At 40.8% G+C, this 18,263-nt stretch carries 19 protein-coding genes; 10 read left to right on the plus strand and 9 right to left on the minus strand.

Going from position 1 to position 18,263, the window contains the following annotated elements; genetic code table 11:
* Nucleotides 1-115 precede the first annotated feature (115 nt).
* From IGI67_RS12510 to IGI67_RS12525, 4 genes are all read left to right on the plus strand, one after another.
* On the plus strand, nucleotides 116-454 hold the full coding sequence (locus tag IGI67_RS12510) for a hypothetical protein (RefSeq protein WP_429957901.1): 339 nt from the start codon (nucleotides 116-118) through the stop codon (nucleotides 452-454).
* A gap of 78 nt (nucleotides 455-532) precedes the next feature.
* A complete protein-coding gene (locus IGI67_RS12515) occupies nucleotides 533-961 on the plus strand; it encodes a MarR family winged helix-turn-helix transcriptional regulator (protein ID WP_429957902.1) in 429 nt (142 codons plus the stop codon).
* Nucleotides 962-1,071: 110 nt separating this feature from the next.
* On the plus strand, nucleotides 1,072-2,838 hold the full coding sequence (locus IGI67_RS12520) for an ABC transporter ATP-binding protein (protein WP_429957903.1): 1,767 nt from the start codon (nucleotides 1,072-1,074) through the stop codon (nucleotides 2,836-2,838).
* Nucleotides 2,831-4,615, plus strand: a complete 1,785-nt coding sequence (locus IGI67_RS12525; RefSeq protein WP_429957904.1) for an ABC transporter ATP-binding protein — start codon at nucleotides 2,831-2,833, stop codon at nucleotides 4,613-4,615. The genes IGI67_RS12520 and IGI67_RS12525 overlap by 8 nt, the downstream gene beginning before the upstream one ends.
* Nucleotides 4,616-5,043: 428 nt before the next feature.
* On the opposite strand, the gene IGI67_RS12530 is transcribed toward IGI67_RS12525, so the two are convergent.
* On the minus strand, nucleotides 5,044-5,649 hold the full coding sequence (locus IGI67_RS12530) for a TetR/AcrR family transcriptional regulator (protein ID WP_429957905.1): 606 nt from the start codon (nucleotides 5,647-5,649) through the stop codon (nucleotides 5,044-5,046).
* Nucleotides 5,650-5,721: 72 nt separating this feature from the next.
* Between IGI67_RS12530 and IGI67_RS12535 the strand changes: the two genes are divergently transcribed.
* The 4 genes from IGI67_RS12535 to IGI67_RS12550 all read left to right on the plus strand — a co-directional run bounded on the left by IGI67_RS12535 (nucleotide 5,722) and on the right by IGI67_RS12550 (nucleotide 8,328).
* On the plus strand, nucleotides 5,722-6,330 hold the full coding sequence (locus IGI67_RS12535) for a TetR/AcrR family transcriptional regulator (RefSeq protein WP_429957906.1): 609 nt from the start codon (nucleotides 5,722-5,724) through the stop codon (nucleotides 6,328-6,330).
* A 50-nt stretch (nucleotides 6,331-6,380) separates the two neighbouring features.
* A complete protein-coding gene (locus IGI67_RS12540; protein WP_429957907.1) occupies nucleotides 6,381-7,067 on the plus strand; it encodes a winged helix-turn-helix domain-containing protein in 687 nt (228 codons plus the stop codon).
* Nucleotides 7,068-7,162: 95 nt separating this feature from the next.
* On the plus strand, nucleotides 7,163-7,756 hold the full coding sequence (locus IGI67_RS12545; RefSeq protein ID WP_429957908.1) for a Crp/Fnr family transcriptional regulator: 594 nt from the start codon (nucleotides 7,163-7,165) through the stop codon (nucleotides 7,754-7,756).
* A gap of 17 nt (nucleotides 7,757-7,773) precedes the next feature.
* A complete protein-coding gene (locus IGI67_RS12550; RefSeq protein WP_429957909.1) occupies nucleotides 7,774-8,328 on the plus strand; it encodes a YbhB/YbcL family Raf kinase inhibitor-like protein in 555 nt (184 codons plus the stop codon).
* Nucleotides 8,329-8,403: 75 nt separating this feature from the next.
* Here the strand turns inward: IGI67_RS12550 and IGI67_RS12555 are convergent, their stop codons facing one another.
* The 7 genes from IGI67_RS12555 to IGI67_RS12585 all read right to left on the minus strand — a co-directional run bounded on the left by IGI67_RS12555 (nucleotide 8,404) and on the right by IGI67_RS12585 (nucleotide 15,246).
* Nucleotides 8,404-9,522 (minus strand): glycosyl hydrolase family 8, encoded by a 1,119-nt coding sequence (locus IGI67_RS12555; protein ID WP_429957910.1) that lies wholly within the window; start codon nucleotides 9,520-9,522, stop codon nucleotides 8,404-8,406.
* 11 nt (nucleotides 9,523-9,533) lie between these two features.
* Complete coding sequence (locus IGI67_RS12560) at nucleotides 9,534-10,847, minus strand: glycosyltransferase family 2 protein (RefSeq protein WP_429957911.1); 1,314 nt, start codon at nucleotides 10,845-10,847, stop codon at nucleotides 9,534-9,536.
* Entirely contained in the window at nucleotides 10,847-10,987 is a 141-nt protein-coding gene (locus IGI67_RS12565; RefSeq protein WP_207108657.1) for a hypothetical protein, read from the minus strand. The genes IGI67_RS12560 and IGI67_RS12565 overlap by 1 nt, the downstream gene beginning before the upstream one ends.
* Before the next feature lie 14 nt (nucleotides 10,988-11,001).
* Nucleotides 11,002-11,868 carry a GGDEF domain-containing protein gene (locus IGI67_RS12570; RefSeq protein ID WP_429957912.1) on the minus strand — a complete coding sequence of 289 codons (867 nt, stop codon included), beginning with the start codon at nucleotides 11,866-11,868 and terminating at the stop codon, nucleotides 11,002-11,004.
* Between the two features lie 13 nt (nucleotides 11,869-11,881).
* The gene (wecB, locus tag IGI67_RS12575; RefSeq protein ID WP_429957913.1) at nucleotides 11,882-13,015 is read right to left on the minus strand and encodes a non-hydrolyzing UDP-N-acetylglucosamine 2-epimerase; all 1,134 of its coding nucleotides are present in this window, start codon (nucleotides 13,013-13,015) and stop codon (nucleotides 11,882-11,884) included.
* A gap of 286 nt (nucleotides 13,016-13,301) precedes the next feature.
* Entirely contained in the window at nucleotides 13,302-13,955 is a 654-nt protein-coding gene (locus IGI67_RS12580) for a YoaK family protein (protein WP_429957914.1), read from the minus strand.
* Nucleotides 13,956-14,091: 136 nt separating this feature from the next.
* Nucleotides 14,092-15,246, minus strand: a complete 1,155-nt coding sequence (locus IGI67_RS12585) for a cobalamin-independent methionine synthase II family protein (RefSeq protein ID WP_429957915.1) — start codon at nucleotides 15,244-15,246, stop codon at nucleotides 14,092-14,094.
* Nucleotides 15,247-15,360: 114 nt separating this feature from the next.
* Here IGI67_RS12585 and IGI67_RS12590 point away from each other — a divergent pair, with 114 nt between their 5' ends.
* Nucleotides 15,361-16,287 (plus strand): LysR family transcriptional regulator, encoded by a 927-nt coding sequence (locus IGI67_RS12590; protein WP_429957916.1) that lies wholly within the window; start codon nucleotides 15,361-15,363, stop codon nucleotides 16,285-16,287.
* A gap of 89 nt (nucleotides 16,288-16,376) precedes the next feature.
* On the opposite strand, the gene IGI67_RS12595 is transcribed toward IGI67_RS12590, so the two are convergent.
* Nucleotides 16,377-16,769 carry a YbaN family protein gene (locus tag IGI67_RS12595; RefSeq protein WP_429957917.1) on the minus strand — a complete coding sequence of 131 codons (393 nt, stop codon included), beginning with the start codon at nucleotides 16,767-16,769 and terminating at the stop codon, nucleotides 16,377-16,379.
* Between the two features lie 260 nt (nucleotides 16,770-17,029).
* Between IGI67_RS12595 and IGI67_RS12600 the strand changes: the two genes are divergently transcribed.
* Nucleotides 17,030-18,184, plus strand: a complete 1,155-nt coding sequence (locus IGI67_RS12600) for a CapA family protein (protein ID WP_429957918.1) — start codon at nucleotides 17,030-17,032, stop codon at nucleotides 18,182-18,184.
* The last annotated feature ends 79 nt before the right edge of the window (nucleotides 18,185-18,263 follow it).

The raw sequence follows: 18,263 nt of genomic DNA on the forward strand, positions 1-18,263 counted from the left end.
GTTTAAATGGGCGATGTTTTTTCGAAAAAAACAAGCTAGGGAGCAGCTATAACTTATAACCTGAGTAGGCTATAATGAATAAAAAGTCTTTAGATGGAAATGAGGAGGATGGAAAATGTTTGTTGCAAGTCTCATTGAAAAAGCACATGTAGATTCGGTTCCTTTATTATTCGCGGGCTTGGGATTAGCGACTCTAGTAATTAGTTTACAGCCGTATACTGGCGGCCTCGGTTATCGCGGGATTGCGTTTTGCTGCTATGGCAAACGGATTTGGCAGTTTTCTAATCGTCTGTTCGGCGGCCTCTTGATTTTTGTCTCTCTCCTGCTGTATTTATTGTTTAAAACGGGGGGACTTTCGGCTAGTAATAAAGTGATTATTGCAACAATAGCCTGCCTTCTTTGCAGTTTCATCAGCGATCTAGTGACACTATATCTGAAGCGATTAAGAGAGTAAGATCAATGGTTGACAAAGGGAAAAAATGTGTTTAATATAGTTAGCATGTTAACTGTTTTTTCAAAGGGAGAGAATCACATGAATGAACCAGAAACGATTGGTTTTAAGATCAGAGAATTGTCCTTGTTGATTGCTAGGTATATGGAGCAGACGAATGAAGATGGCCACATTAGAGGTCCGCAAGGCTTTGCGTTAGGCTATTTAGTCCATAATCGACACAAAGAAATCTATCAAAAGGATCTGGAAGAACGTTTGTCGATTCGGAAACCAACGGCCAGTAATTTAGTTGACCGTATGATCAAAAATGGTTTTTTGACGACTGCACCGTCTCAAAAGGATAAGCGCCTGAAACGATTGATCGTGACCGAAAAGGCAATCGAAACCACGATCGAGATAGAAAAGCAGGTGGATGCCATCGAAAAGGTTTTGAAACAAGGGATTTCAGAGGATGAATTGGCGCAGTTTTTTGCAACGATACAAAAACTCAAACAAAATATCCAAATCTAATCTGGTTGTTAAGACAATCAGATTTCTATTCTTACTAATAGTTAGCATGCTAATTTAATAGTGGTATTTCGTTAGTTAAAAGAAAGAAGTTCAATAATAGGAGGTTTTTTATGATACAGCTAATAAAACGAACAAATTTAAACGAGCGATTACTGGCACTGGCAAGCGTTCTATTCATCATTGGTCAGGTATGGATGGATTTGAAGGTGCCGGATTATATGTCTCAAATCACAAAGCTGCTGCAGACACCTAATACTACGATCAACGAGGTTTTGACTCCCGGCGGCTGGATGGTTCTGCTGTCCTTGTTGAGCTTTGTCTTTTCATCAATAGTTGGCTTATTTGCTGCAAAAATAGCAGCGAGCTTAACCTGCCGATTGCGTCAGAATATGTTTAGCAAGGTTATGGATTATTCCACTCATGAGATTCAACAATTTTCGATCCCAAGTTTGACTACACGGACTACGAACGACTTAACGCAAATTCAACAGATCGTCGCGATGGGCTTACAGTTGATGATCAAAGGACCGATTACCGCAGTTTGGGCAGTTTTGAAGATCTCCGGAAAAAGTTGGCAATGGACCACGACTACCGGGGTTGCTGTTTTGATTCTATTGATCCTGCTATCGGTGATTTTGACTTTAGTTCAGCCTAAATTCCGTAAAGTTCAACAACTTACGGATCAGGTTAACAGTCTCACACGTGAAAATTTAACCGGTTTACGAGTTGTGCGAGCCTATAATGCAGAAGGGTATCAAGAAGAAAAATTCGCGGCGGCTAATCAGGAGCTTACGTCGACCAATTTATTTGCAGGACGAGTAATGGCTTTGATGAGTCCGAGCATGAGTTTGATTTCCAGCGGATTGACTTTAGCGGTCTATTGGATCGGTGCTTACATGATTCAGCAAGCACAAGGTATGGTAAAGCTTTCGTTATTTAGCGATATGATCGTGTTCTCCTCTTATGCGATGCAAGTCGTCATGAGCTTTGTTTTGATGTCGATGATTTTTATGATTTTGCCGCGGGCGACTGTATCTGCGAAGCGGATCAACGAGGTGCTGGACAAGGAAGCTTCCGTAGTGTTTCCAGAAGAGGGCGAAAAGCTGCAAACGAATATCAAAGGAACGGTGGAATTTGATCATGTGTCCTTCCACTATCCAGATGCTTCTGAACCGGTGATCCATGATATTACCTTTAAAGCAGAGCAGGGGGACACGATTGCTTTTATCGGTTCGACAGGTAGTGGGAAAAGTACGATTTTGAACTTGATTCCACGGTTTTATGAAGCCAGTGAAGGGACGATTACGATCGACGGACAGCCGATCCATACATACAGCCATGTGAATCTGAACGATATCGTTGGTTATATTCCACAAAAGCCAGTGTTGTTCAGTGGAACGATCCAGTCGAATTTGGATTTTGGGAGCAGCAGTAATGCTCCTTTGAATGGAGAGAAAATACAAGAAGCGCTGTCGATTGCTCAAGCCAGTGACTTTGTAAATAAAAAAGCGGAGAAATTGAAAAGCCATGTTGCTCAAAACGGCAACAACTTTTCTGGTGGGCAGAAGCAGCGTTTGGCAATTGCCCGCGTGATTGCCCGACGACCTGAAATCCTATTGTTCGATGACTCCTTCTCGGCATTGGACTATCAAACAGATAAAAAGCTGCGTCAGGTATTAAAAGAAAAGCTAGCCGATACAACAAAATTGATTGTTGCTCAGCGGATCAGTACTATCATGGATGCTGACCAAATCATTGTTTTAGATGAGGGGCATATTGTTGGACAGGGAACACATGAAGAATTACTGGAGAAAAACGCGATCTATCAAGAGATTGCCTATTCACAGCTGTCGAAGGAGGAATTGGTCAATGGATAATACATTGGGGAGTATTCAGACACAAACAAAGGAACATCCTTTGAGAAGAAATATTTTTAAAGCATTGAATCAATACAAATGGCCCTTGGTCATAGCAATCTTATTTGCCGCGATCGGAAGCATTACTCAAATTCTTGGGCCAAACCGTCTAAGCGAGATCACGGATCTGATCACACAAGGCTTGAGAGGAACGATTGATCTTACTCGGATCAGTCAAATTGGACTGAGTTTAGTTATCCTTTATATAGTTGGAGCGATCCTTTCCTATTTTCAAGGATTTATCGTGGCGACAGTTACTCAAAAGTTTTCTAAACAAATGCGGCGCCAAATATCAGAAAAAATCAATGCCGTTCCGTTGAACTATTTTGACACTCACAGCCAAGGGGATACTTTGAGTCGGGTAACGAATGATTTGGATACGGTCAGTCAATCTCTGAACCAAAGCTTGAGCTCATTATTTCCTTCGATCACACTATTTATCGGATGTTTGATTATGATGCTCCGGACGAATTTGATCATGACGATCACCTCGGTTGTTTCTGTTCTGCTCGGTTTTTTATTAATGGGGATTATTATGGCAAAATCACAGGTTCATTTTAATCAGCAGCAGAAAAAATTGGCAACGATCAGTGGTTTTGCGGAAGAGGCTTATTCTGGTCAGCAGGTCATTAACGCATATAATGCCAAGGAAAATATGAAGGTCGAATTTGCTGAAATGAATCAAACGTTTTACGGCAGTGTCTGGAAGGCGCAGTTTCTCTCTGGAATCATGCAGCCTTTAATGGGGTTCATCGGGAATTTCGGTTATGTAGCAGTGTGTGTCGTCGGAGCTGTTTTAGCTTTGAGAGGAGATATTACGCTAGGGATCATCGTAGCCTTTACGGTATACATCCGCTTGTTTTCACAGCCTTTATCGCAGCTGGCTCAAGCCTTTTCTAACCTGCAATCAGCAGGAGCCGCAATGAGTCGTGTATTTGAATTTTTAGCTGAGGATGAACTGACAGCTGAGTCAGAAAAAGCAGTGAAGCTGCGACGCGCAGAAGGCAATGTGCGTTTTGAAAATGTCAGCTTTGGTTATGACAAGGAGCGGACGATCATCCATCATTTCAATGTAGAAGCAAAGGCAGGACAAAAGATCGCCATCGTTGGTCCAACCGGGGCTGGGAAAACGACGGTCGTCAATCTGTTGATGCGTTTTTATGAAACGAATCGCGGAGAGATCCTTATCGATGGTGTTCCGACTAAGGAGATGAGTCGAGAAGAAGTGCACGATCAATTTTGTATGGTTTTACAGGATACCTGGCTGTTTGAAGGGACGATCAAGGATAATCTGATTTATAATCAGGAACACGTTTCTGATGAAACAATCGTGAATGCCTGTAAAGCAGTGGGGATCGATCATTTTATCCGAACATTGCCGGGAGGCTACGAAACCTATCTAGATGATAGCGTTAGTTTATCCGTCGGACAGAAACAATTATTGACGATTGCTCGAGCAATCATCAAGGATGCACCGATGTTAATTTTAGATGAAGCTACCAGCTCTGTAGATACACGAACGGAGGAATTGATCCAAGCAGCGATGGACAAATTAATGAGCAACCGCACATCCTTTGTTATTGCTCACCGCCTATCAACTATCCGTAATGCGGATCTGATTCTTGTCATGAATGAAGGGAATATCATTGAACAAGGAAATCACGAAGCGTTAATGGAGCAAAAAGGCTTCTATGCTGATTTGTATAATAGTCAGTTTGAGAAGGAACAGCTAGCATAAAAACAAAAGGCGCTTAAAATCGAAAGGTTTTAAGCGTCTTTTGCTTTGTTAAAACGTATAGATAGCACGTACTTTGAAGGGCCGTTTGTACAGGCAAAGGGAGAGAGGAGTAAAAATCAGGAGAATCGAGTGCAGCAGTTATAAAGTAACAGAGGTTATTTTAATTAAATTAAAAGGGATAAATTAACATGATGTCTATTTTTGTAAACCTAATAATAGTTTTAAGATGTTAATTTATTAAAGAGTTCTAATAAATATAAAGATAACTTATCAAAGGAAGCAACAACAAAATATTATTGCGGAAGGTTTTAAAAAAATGAGTCTTATTTTTTAATTATTTGAGTAGAGAGAGCAGGAAATTTGGTTTTTTAACATGAAACCAATAAGATGTTTTGGTACTTATAAGAAACACTTCTAAATGGATGAGATCAATGCTCGAGACCTTTTTTCTGATAAAGCTCGATAAAGATAGGCAAAGAGGTATTTACCAGTATCTCGGTAATTTCTTCAGGGCTTTCCTCAAAGTTTTTCCGAATCCAAGTGCCAATAATCAAGTAGTTGCCTTTTGATAGATAGTCTAAATATTGAGTCAATGTCTGAGGATCAAAGTTCACTGAGAAAATTAATGGAAGATTTCCTTTTAGCTGTTTATTGAAGAGATTTCTTACATATTTCAACAGGTCGATATCGCTGTTTCGTGAAGTGAGGATTTCTATTTTTTTCCGATTCTCCCAAAAGAAGCGAATGACGTTTTCGACCCTAACGGTCAAGTTCGAACGAATGGCCTCCAAGCTAGGAGCACTTACTTGTTCGTAAAAAACGACATTTGATTGGAAAACAAGGGTCATTTCGGCTAGAAAATCCTCAACGATGCTGTCTAATAAATCTTCTTTGTTTTGAAATTTTTTATAAAAGGTAACACGACTGACCCCGGCTTTAGCTGCAATATCACTGATTCTAATGCTTCTAAACTCATGTGAATGCAGCAGTTCAAGAAAGGCCTCTTCGATCAGACGGCGTTTTTCATCTAACATAACCATACCTCCTAATGCGATTGTAACTTGATTTGACAGCTAAGCCAAATAAAGAAAGGAAAAAAATTTGATTTGAATAAAAATCTTGTAAAAAAAAGTATTCTCGATGCGTTCTTAGAACTGTTGACCGTATCTAAATATGAAGACATAACAGTCAATGAAATCGTAGAAAATGCTTATGTCAGCAGGGTTACTTTCTATAACTACTTCAAAAATAAAGATGCGCTATTAGATGAATTACTCGACCAATTTTTGAAGAACTTTAATAAGCTTCAAAAGAGTGATTTGCATTTATTAGAAAAAATGACGATCACTCAGAAAAAAGATACATATCAAGGGCTTTACCCATATACATATAAAATTCTCGATTTTTTCTATTGCAATAAAAAGTTAGTACGGGCTTTCTACAATATGAATCATGAAAAACTGGATTTCATGCAAATTCTTCAAAAAAATTATCATGATCATTTTAGTCAAGCACTGCCCCGTCCTTTTTATAAAGCGTTAGAAGCATCCAGAATTGAGTATTATTCTTTGTTTATGACAAATGGCGTGGTCTCCATTATTGAAAAATGGTTCGCGTCAAACTTTGAGGGAGACATTGCGGATGTTGCTGACAAGATTTTGGTCTTGTTGATCACGAATCTAAGTGCTTTATATTCAGAATTAGACTCACGATAGAACATGGAACAAAAGACGATACAGTCAAAAAAGTGAAGGTAGGATGACTAATGGCAAAAATATTGATTATTACTAAAAATCCTTTGGCGGAACAAGAATTGCAGCTTGCTCTTCAAAAAATCAACGATGAAGTTTTTTGTACATCCAGCTTATTAGAGCAAATTGATTTTTATCCAGAGGTTGCCGGCTATTTTTCGATCGCCATTTTAAGCGAGACGATTTCTAGCTTGGAGCTGTCTAAATACCTAGTTTCTTTAAAAAGGAAGGGGCTCCTGCTGATAAGAAAAGGAAGTCAGGACCAATTAAAAGAAACAGACCTAGATTGGATGATTTCAGAAATTGACGAGTGGTTTACAGATCAGACACCAATGGAAGACTTTATTGAGAAAATCGCTCGATTAAAGGAACAAATTGGCGAATTAAAGAGCGATGTAAGTAAAACGTATAAAAAATTCATTTCTCGATTAACGAAGAATGAACGGAAGGTCGTTTATTTCTTATACAAAGCAAAAGGAGCGCAATTATCGAGAGAGAAGCTTTGCGAAGAAGTCTGGGGAACGGGAGTGAATACGTCAAATGTTTGTCAGCTTTCTTTTCTGGTGAGCTGTATTCGAGAAAAAATGGTCAATGCCGGCTTTGATGAGAATGAATTAAAAACGATGTGGGGACGAGGATACCAGCTAGGAGACATGCTGGTATCATTATTAAACAAAAATGAATTTACCTTGACCCCATAGTGTATATAGATTACCCTCTCGTGCCTTTATCCTATGTTAATGACAGGCACCGCCGCCTTCGATACAATGAATAAAACAGTTAGAAGGAGTAGGCGATGACAGAAATTGAACAGGCAGTTAGGAAATTAGCGAGTCGCTATGCCAAAGTAACGATCAAAGGAACCGTTCTTTCCCGATTGATAGAATTAGGTACTCTCATAGATTTTTCGTCAAATGATTTGATCGTTGCCGCAGGAGATAATCAAAATAAGCTTTATTTATTAGTGGATGGTTTGATTCGAAAGTATTATCTAGATTATCAAGGGAATGATTTGACCCATCAGTTTTTGGAAGCAGAACAGGTCTTTAGTACCCAACATGTTGTTTTTAGCGGACAGGTCATGTGCAATTTTGAAGCAGTAGAACCGTGCAGAGTCGTTTGCTTTGACTATGAGCTCGTTCAGAGTCTAATGCTGGAAGAACCCGCATTAACACAAATTTATATTGGAATGCTAGAGGAGACCTTGCGAATCAAATTAGTCCGGGAGACAGCATTGTTGACCGAAAGTGCGACAACGCGTTACATGAAATTAAAAACCGAGATACCAAACATTGACCAGCGTGTGAATCACGGACATATCGCGTCTTATATCGGTGTCACCCCTGTTTCTTTGAGCCGTATTCGCCGGACGTTAAGGGAAGAAAAGTGATGAGGGGGCACAGAAAAATGATTATAGGTATCGTTGGCGGGATCATACTGCTGGTGGGGATCATTTTAGTGGTCAGCCGGCAGAAGGATATTGTGATTGAAGGTGTTTCAAGGCTGGAGATCACAAGCCCGGCATTCAAGAATGGGGACAAGATCCCTATAGATTACACTGGAAATGGAAAGGATCGGTCACCGGAGCTGCGCTTGGCTGAGCTGGATCGAAGGGCTGTTTCGCTGGTGGTAATTATGGATGATATTGATCATCCATTGGCCGGAGTCTACAATCATTGGTTGATTTGGAACATCCCTCCAATGAAAATTATTCCAGCTGAAATTCCCCAAGGCAAACAAGTATCGGAGTTAGGCAATTCGGTGCAAGGCATTGGCTATGGGAAGCACCGCTATCGCGGGCCGAAGCCGCCCTTCGGCAGTCATCGCTACAAATATAATGTCTTTGTTTTGGATACTAAATTGGATTTGCTCGCTTCTTCGAGGAAAAGAGAACTTCTAGAAGCGATGGCGGGGCATATTTTACAATATGGGTATCTGATAGGGGAGTATTCTGCCCGTTAATCGTTAATTAAACGTGAGAAGCCATGTTTTGCCGGAGGGAAGCATAAAGACAAGAAGAGTCCGCTCTTCTTGTCTTTATTTTTGCTTCATCTGCATTGTTATCAAGGTCGTCAGCGTATCGCCGTAGTAGTCTTTTCCTGATAGTTCGTCTTCGACTACCCAGGATTGTGAGTTTACGAGATTTCCGTAAGCTTCTTTCTGTTGAGCAGCGTATAAAATAGGTGCCGAGAAATTTTTAGCTGGACTAGAGGATAACGATTTTCCTGAAAGAGTGTAGCCTTCAGTGATCACCTTCTCTTCTAAAAAGAAGTTCATCATCTTGCTTAATACCTGATTGACATCTTTATCCTTCGAGCTGGCAAGGCGCCAGGGGATGCGGCAGGCATTCGCTCCGTAGTTGCCATCGTTTGCATCAGCGACCTGATCCTTTTTAGCCGGTGTGACTGTTTTGTTTTGTACCCAGGCAAAGTCTGGAATCAATCCGGTTTTATGCTGTTTGCTCAATGTTTCCAGGACATCTACGGAATTTGTCTTGAGTGTTCGCCAGAAAGTATCGCCGCTGAATGACGCAAAAGCATCAAAATAGCTGGGAATGATATCGGATGGCCGAATCAAGGCATAGGATTCAGAATCCTTCGTTGCCCAATCACCAACAGTCAATAATTTGTTGGTGGCATTATAATTTCTTTTCTTAATAGCTAAAAGCAGGCTCTTTGCCGCGTGCTTGTAATCTGTTGAGCTGTCGGGCCATTGCTTACTTGCCGCGATCAGGGCATAGGCAATATCCAGATCTCCGTCTGTTGCATTCGTTTTTTCTTTTTCTATAGTATTGTCTTCTTTAAACGTTTGTCGCCAGCTCATCAATGGATTTTCCTGACTGATCCGAAAATTTTCATAGTAGCGATAAAAATCGTAGAAATCTTTCTCAGTTGCCCAACCGCGTTTGACCGCTTGCAGGGTAATCAGCATACCGTACCCATGTCCTTCAGACAACGAGATATCGGTTTTTCCCTTAGGATTTGTTTTGACGAAAGCACCTTCAGCGTTTTCTTTCACATAAGCTGAGCGCCACTGTTGATACACGTTTTTTTCTACTTTGATCTGATTGTCTTCTATATTTAAAAGCACTGCTGCAACATAACCTAAAAAAATCAAAGCCAGCAGTGACCACATAATTGCGGGACGTTTGCGCATAAAATTGCCTCCTAGTCATCGAAACGTTGTGTTTTATACCACTTACTGCTATCACGCCGAAATAGTTTATCCCCCACATAAGAAAAGAGCGATACGATCGATATTCCGATGAACAATAAGGAATAGGTGAAATAAGATGCAATGGCATAAAAGAAATTGGCGGTGGTCGCTTGCCCAAATTGACTAGATAAGGCCAATTGAATTTGCAGCAAGTAGATCGCAAACATCAATGCCCAATTCACTAATAAAAGAGCGCCGATCTGCCGATTGCTCCCGCCAAAAGTAAAGATCACATCAATCGAAGGAAACCAAACATGCAAAATCATTGCGATCAAATTGGCAAGAAACATGATGTTCGATAAAATAATCGCACTGGTGAACCAGAAAAACGTATTGAAGTAATAAATACTTTGAAGACGGATACGCCAGTTTGAACCGCCAAAAATATCTTTGAGATTATTGATGATCACTTCGTAGTTTCCTTTGGCCCAACGTTTTCGCTGACGATAATAGACAGACAGCGTTTCGGGTTCTTGCTGGAAGGCCTCTGAACGGGAAGCAAGAGCGATCAATTTGCCAAGCTTCATGATTTTAAAGCTTAGGGCAGTATCCTCTGTCAGCGCACCATTATCCCAGCCGCCTAATTCTCGGATCATTTTTGTTTGAATGATAAAGTTGGTGCCGGGGATTTGTCCAATCTTAAACAGCTGCCATAAGCCGGTATGAATAATCCGCTGACTGGTTACGATTTCTAAATTGATACAGCGTGTCAAAAAGTTGCGCTTATAATTTCTTGTCTTGTTTCTGCCAAAGACCGCGCCATAACGTTCTGGGTCCTCCAGGGCTCTTTCGACCAGAAAATAAAGAGCGTTTTGTTCAGGCATCGCATCGGCATCATAGACACAGAGATACTCACCATGGGCGATTTTTAGGGAATCGTTCAATACGCCAGCCTTGCCTCCGGTTCCGCGGCGATCAATGACTTTAGTCAAATAATACCCTTGATATTCTGGCTGCTGAAGAATCGTATGGACGCGCTCATAGGTCTCGTCGTCACAATTATCCGCAAAAACTAAAATTTCCATTTTATCCCGCGGATAGTTCATACTTAAAATGGCCTTCACCGTATCTTGAATGACGATCTCTTCGTTATGTGCCGGAACAACGATCGTAATCAGCGGGTAGGCTTTGAGTGGTTCCAAACGATTTTTCGGCGGCCGAATATTTTTTAATAAATAGTAGACCGCGCCAAATAAGATAACTAAGGTGATCAGCAGGGAGAACCAAATCGAGATGATTCCAAACATTAACAATATGGAACTCATTAATAATTCCGCCTCCTAAAGTAGCGCCAAATCCGATCCTTGATGATCAACAAGCAGAGAAATAGAACCACAGCCGCGATAAAAAATATCACTGTAACGACCTTACTCGCTTCAAAAAAATAAATGAGTAGTTGATCCATGACTATTTCCCTCCTTATAAAATGTATTCATCCGTCAAATCGGCTTCGGAGCGTCGTCTCACACGACTGATAACCTGTTCGGCGGTTAATTCTGTAGAACCTTCAATTGTTATTTCACCAAAACGAATCACCGTGTTTTGGGAACGTTCGAAATTTTTAAATGGAAATAGAGAAAATTGTGTTTTCGTTATCCGGTTCAGCTCTTGGATAAACGTCAAACTGTCTCCTGAATGATAAATAGGAGACATGACGACAAAGGTGCCATCCCCTAAATAGAACTGATCTTCTTCTGGTAAACGAATATCACTCAATTCTTGCGCCAAGGCCTGCAGCAATTGATCGGTCGCCTGGTCATTTTGGTACCGCAATTGCTCGATGTAATCAACTGTATAGAAGGATACGATGAGACCACGGCCAATTTTTTCATACAAATTCATGGCGCATTTAAATTTTTCAAAGCGGGCTTCAAATTCTTTTTTGTTATACAAACCAGTTGTTTCATCTAAGGTTGTCAAATAGTGACGCATTCTTGGCTGAAAGGTATTTGAGCGCCGATTGAAGAGCACACTATTTTTTGTAATAAGTCCCAAGACAGCAAAGATCGGAATAACGATGATCAAGTAAATTTTTTCCAGCCGCGGCATGATAATAGGCGTGTAATACAGCAAGTATGTTCCTGTAGCCATCACCAGCATAGAGAAGACCGCTACCGTAATAGTATTCCCTAAAAAACCAACAAGTAATCCAAAAAAGGCTAAGAGAGAAATACTTAACACAGGAACAAAACCAAAACGATCATCTAAAATCAAATTTTGAACGAGAAAGACGGCGGCTAGTAAGATCATCATCCACTCGATTCGAATTCGTTGGATATATTTCATCTCGTAGTTCTCCTTAAAGGCTGAAGTCTTCTGGGCGTTCGGCTAGTTGAAAGTAGTGTGCGATCGCTTCTGCAATTCGTTCGCTGGCTTTTCCATCGCCATAAGGATTGCTGGCCTTCGCCATTTTGTCATAAGCAGCTGGTTCTTCAAACAACTCTTTGATCGTCGTGTAAACAGTCTGAGCATCGGTTCCAACCAATCGCAGTGTCCCAGCCGCTACTCCTTCTGGTCGTTCTGTTTGGTCACGAAGCACCAGCACAGGAACTCCTAAGGATGGCGCTTCCTCTTGAACACCGCCGGAATCTGTTAAGATCAAATAACTCTGTTTAGCATAATTATGGAAATCAATAACGTCTAAAGGTTCGATCAATGAAACATTTTCTAGGTTGCCTAAAAGTTCTCGGGCAACTTTTCGAACGGCTGGATTTTTGTGCATTGGAAAAACAAATTGAGTGTCTGGATAATCATTGGCGGCTTTTTGTATCGCACTAAACACAGCATGCATCGGTTCGCCCAAATTTTCGCGGCGATGCATGGTGACTAGAACGATCCGGTCCCGCTCCTTTGAAACAGCGGCTGGAATCACGTAATTCTTATCTACGGTATTTTCCATCGCGTCGATCGCCGTATTTCCTGTGACATATAGGTATTTTTCCGGGTGATTTTCCTTAACCAGATTTTCTTTGCTTTTCATTGTTGGAGCAAAATAAAGGTCGGTCAGGTCATCTGTTAATTGTCGATTCATTTCTTCAGGAAATGGAGAATATTTATCCCAAGTTCGCAGCCCAGCTTCAACGTGTCCGATAGGTATCTGTTGGTAAAAGGCACTTAAAGCAGCCGCAAAAGTCGTTGTGGTATCTCCGTGGACCAATAAAATATCAGGTCGATCTTCCAGTGAGATGGCAGTCAATTTTTCAAGGACACGACTAGTGATCTCACTTAAAGTCTGACCCTGATGCATAATATTCAAATCATAATCAGGAACGATCGAAAAGGCCTGCAGCACTTGATCGAGCATTTCTCGATGCTGCCCAGTAACCACTACTTTGGACTCAAAACGTTCATCTGAAGCTAGCTTCTTGGCTAATGGCGCCATTTTGATCGCTTCTGGTCGTGTTCCAAATACTAAAAATACTTTTTTTCTCATAATAATCCTCCGAAAAAAATTAAATTTTATAGATGAATGAAAGGAAAAGTAAAAGAAGTAATTATGATAGTTCATTCACCCATTAAAAAATTCATCATTCATTTTATTTATGTGTAAGGTTTAGTATAGGAAAGGTTCAGTAATTTGTCTTATAAAACGTCTTGATATTCTCATAATTTATAAAAATAAAATAATTATCAATTGTGAGAAAAAAACGACTATTACATTAGTCTAATGGCACTTCCGAGAATCCTATTAAAACAAAAAGAGAGCGCTCTTTTTGTTTTTAACGAGAAGTATATGGATCTGTTATTAATAAGCCCCCTGCGATTGTTAAAAAGACCAGGCTGAATAGGATCGTCCGCTGAGCGAAATAAGAAACTAAAAATCCATTTAATAAAGCACCTAAGACAAAGCTGCCTAAAATAATCAAGGTGTCACGAAAAGCTGTTTGCTTAGCGGCATCATGTTTGATGTAGCCTTCAAAAAAGTTAGTTGAAAGATTTCGTAGATTTCCTGTCATCATCAAAGAAGTAAAAGGCTTGCCCTTCAGCTTTTGAAATTCCTGAAGCTGAGCAGCCGCTGCTGCAGAGAGCAAGGCGTTCGCTAACAAATTTGGCAGATGCGAAGAGAAGAGACCTACGAGTAATAGTAACGTGCTTTCAAAAATCAAAAACCAAAGCTGCTGATTTTTTCGGAGCTTGGTTTGCAGGTAGCGTGCCAGCAATGCACTAAAGGCAAAAGCGAGAATCGGTACCAAATAATGGACTAACGCACGCCAGTGGCCCTGACCTAAATGAACCCCCAGCAAAATAAAATTACCTGTTTGAAGTCCTGCGAATACTTCCCCATGCACCAGATAAGTATAAGCATCCAAGCCTCCAGCTGTTGCTGCTAAAGCCATCCCGAAGACCAGCCGTTCATGAACGTTTTCTTCCATTTTTCTGCACCTCTTTTTTCTTCATCAGAAGTGTACGTCAAATGAAGAAAAACGACAAAAAAAGTGTCTCGTCAGTATGTTCTCCACAAAAAACAGGACAAGCGATTTCTTTTCGCTTGTCCTGTTTAAGCAGTAACTAGTTATTCGCAAAATAGTCTTTGGCAATTTTTTGCCCTTGATCAATTTTTGCCCACTGTTCATCAAAGGTTAGATTGTTTCCGCTGTCGCAGGAAGCAAAGCCGCATTGGTGAGATAAAAATAGGCGCTCTTTTGGAATGATCGTACTGGCTTTGTCGAGATATTGAAGCACACGAGCTTCATCATCTAATGTATTGGTTTTACTAGAAAGCAGCCCAAGCACCACTTCCACATTTTCTTTGTCTTTCAAGACTTCTAGGGCAGATAAGTCGCCCGCACGTTCATCATCCCATTCCAAGAAGAAGCGATCATAGTGCTGCTCACCGAGAAATTTTTCAGCAATGGCTTGATAGGTGCCGCCAGAAGCATGTCGAGATTCATAATTTCCGCGGCAATTATGGGTCCAGACCTGTAACCCCAGCTCGTGCCCGAAATCAGCAATCTCATTATTCACTGCTACGAATTCATTTGCTAAATCAATCAAATCCACATTGCCTTCTGCGAAGAAGCTGTCTTTATTACTAGAATCAAAGAGCTCCCAGAGGCAGTCATCGAATTGCACGATCTTACCGCCAGCTGCCTGATATTCTGTTAGGAATTCTTTGTAGGCGTTGATCAGTCCAGCTTTTAATTCTTCTTTCGTTTTGTAAACCTGATCCGTACCGAATAATCCGTCAAAGACGGAGAGTTCAGTAAAGGCATGAGCAATGCTCCATACGGTGATTTTAACGTCATGGCCCTGAGCCTGAGCAGCGGTTTTCTTAAAAATCTCAAGAAAATGATGGTTTTTTCCCGATAAAGGAGCAACGATTCGAATGCCGATATCTTTGCGCGTTTCAAAAGAATCACCGTCAAAGTCCTTAAACTGATATCCATGGTCAGCGATGTAGCGTTCGATTCCCTGAAGTCCCCAAATAAAATCAAGGTGCCACATTGATTTTGAATATTCGCCGTCTGTAAGAACATCGATTTGATGGTCTATTTGATCATGAATGATTTGTGAGATTGCCTTGCTTTCAGTTTCCTCATACCCAGCAAAATCAGCATAAAAGGGATAGGTGATGTCTTCACGTTGCTCGATTTGATTTTTGTAGTCTAATAATGATTGCGGACGTAATAGCGATCCGACTAATTGAAATCTTGATTTTCCCATTGAAAAAGCCCCCTATTGATTTAAGTTCACTTATCTTATCAAAATTCCGGTATAATAAGTAATACGTATTGACTTTAATTAGTTATAGGCTTTGCCTATCGATAGGAGGAAGCTATGCGCATCCAGCAATTAGAATATTTAGAAAAAATCGCTCAGACGGGTTCAATGAATGAAGCGGCCAAGCAGCTTTATATCTCCCAGCCTAGCTTAACTCAAGCAATCAAGGAGCTGGAAACAGAATATCAGCTCCAACTTTTTTATCGCAGCAAAACCGGAATGACCTTAACGAATGAAGGGCGGGAGTTCATCAACTATACGCGGGGAATATTGGATCAGGTCAATCTGCTCAATGCGAAATTTAAAACGGAAACGGTCCGTAAGCAGGTATTTAGTGTTTCCGCACAGCATTATGCTTTTGTGGTACATGCCTTTGTCGAGTTAGTCAAACAGCTTGACGTTGAGGAATATGAATTTACTTTACGGGAAACACTGACAGAGAATACATTGAACGATGTTCAGCATTTTAAAAGTGAAATCGGGATCATTTATTTGAACCGCTTCAACGAGATGGTTCTGAAACGCTTGATTAATGAGAAGGAACTGGAGTTTATTCCACTGTTCGAAGCGCAGCCGCATGTTTTCGTCGGCCGTGACAATCCTCTGACCCAAAAGAAAAAACTAAGTCTGGAGGATTTAACAGACTACACGTACTTATCCTACGAACAAGGGGACACGAACTCTTTTTATTTTTCCGAAGAAATTTTAAGTACGATGCACTACAAAAAACATATCAAAATCAGCGATCGCGCGACGATTTTCAATTTGATGGTAGGGCTGGACGGCTACACAATCAGCTCAGGGATCATCAGCAGTGAGTTGAATGATGAAAAAATTGTGGCGATCCCATTGGAGGTAGAGGATAGTATGCTGCTGGGCTATTTGAAGCACAAAAAAATCGCTCTCAATCCAATGGGGCGAGAATACATTGACTTGCTCAAGCAGCACATCAGAAATTACGGCTTCGAGGTTTTTGATAAATAAAAAAGGATCGTCAAAGACAAGTATCCAATACTAGTTCTTTGGCGATTCTTTTTCGCCGCAATTTTTATCGATGATGGCGTAAGGGGGCATCAATCATTCGATTCCCTCGTCTTCACGGATATTTTTTTCCCCCGCAGGTACCAAGTCAGACCGATGACATGACCAAGATATACGATAACTAGACAAATGCGCATCCATGCGTTGTCTACTAAAAGCCCAGGGATTAAAAATACTAGGAAGATCATGAAAAACATCCTGACTATTCCAGCATTCGTGATTTTCTTTTTGACGATCGGCTCCTCCACTGTCCGTTGATAGAAGGAAGACTGAATAAACCTATTGTAATAGTTATCCGAACTCCGCAGCCAAAAGAAGGCCGTCAGTAAATAGAAGACAGTTGTTGGTAAAAAAGGAAGAAAAATACCTAAGGTTCCAAGGGCAAAGGTGATCCCGCCAAGAGAAAAATAAATGATTTTTTTCACACATCTGACCTCCGTTTATAACTATAGTAAAAAAGAGCTTACCAGCCTATCTTAGGATAAATGGAAATGATTCACAAGTGATTTTTTAGCTCAGAAGAGTGAGAAATAAAAATCAAAGAGAGTCTGTGTTTATATAGAAAAGGGTTAAACTATCGATTCCTATCTTTATCAATTTAACGTAAAATAGTTTATATAGAAGAAAGTTGTCGCGTTGCAAATGCCAATCGATCGTTACTTAGCTAGCGAAAAGAGGTTAGATTGTGAAGAACTTTTTTAAAATGAGCTTGATCATTCTTTTGTTTCTCAGCGGGTGCGGGAGTAAGGAGCCGGAAAAAAGTGCTAAGGACACGACCTCGGACGTGTCGAAAACGGAAGAGGCTTCTTCAGTGCAGTTAAATTTTTCAGCAGTAGGAGACAACTTGATCCATGATTTTATTTACGATCATTTGCGACAGCCGGATGGGACCTATCGATTTGATGAGATGTATGAACCTACGCAGTATTTAAATAAAGATCGAGACATTTCCTACATTAATTTGGAGACGATCTGCGGGGGAGAAGAACTGGGACTATCTGGATATCCCACCTTCAATGGTCCAACACAGGTGCTGGATTCTTTACATAAGGCAGGCTATAACTGGCTATCTGCGGCTAGTAACCATACCATGGATAAAGGGGAAGAGGGCATCGTCAGGCAGCTGGACTATTTGGAGAACTATCCTGATATCACTGTGACTGGATCGCAAAAATCGCCTGAAGCCAAACGTCTCCATATCAAAAAAATCAAAGGAGTCAAGGTTGGCCTGATGTCCTATACGTTCGGGCTGAATGGGATTCCGCTGCCTGAAGGCAAGGATTATTTAGTGAATCTGATCGACGAAGAGCAGATAAAAAAAGATATGAAGCAATTGAATCAGCAGAGTGATATTCAAATCGTCAGTATGCATTGGGGTGAAGAATACCAATTTGTTCCAAATGAAAATCAAACACAGCTGGCACAGCTTTTGAGTGATGCCGGAGTGGATGTGATCGTTGGCGGACATCCTCATGTGATTCAGCCGATGGACTATCTAAAAGGAGAAGCGGGGAATCAAACACTCGTGATGTACTCTTTGGGGAACTTCATTTCCTCACAAGCAGAAAATGATCGAATGCTTGGCGGCATGGGACGCTGGACGATCGATTATGATAGGAAGAAGAAGGACGTCAAATTTGAAGACGTCGAATTCTGGCCGACGATCACATACATTGGCGATAATTATCAAACCTATCAAACCTATGCCTTGAAGGATTATACGAATGAGCTGGCGAATCAGCACATGATCCATGTCAATCAAGGGCAGGACTTGTCACGGGAGTATTTTATAGAACGGACAAAGCAGATCATGAACGATAAAGTAAAAATCGTCTATTGATTAAAAGAGCAAGTCAAATCAAGCGGCGCCTCTTCCTGATTCCTATAATAAATGTAGGGTAGTCGAAACGGAGGAAATC

Source organism: Enterococcus sp. AZ196 (assembly GCF_050498845.1).
Lineage (GTDB): Bacteria > Bacillota > Bacilli > Lactobacillales > Enterococcaceae > Enterococcus_A > Enterococcus_A murrayae.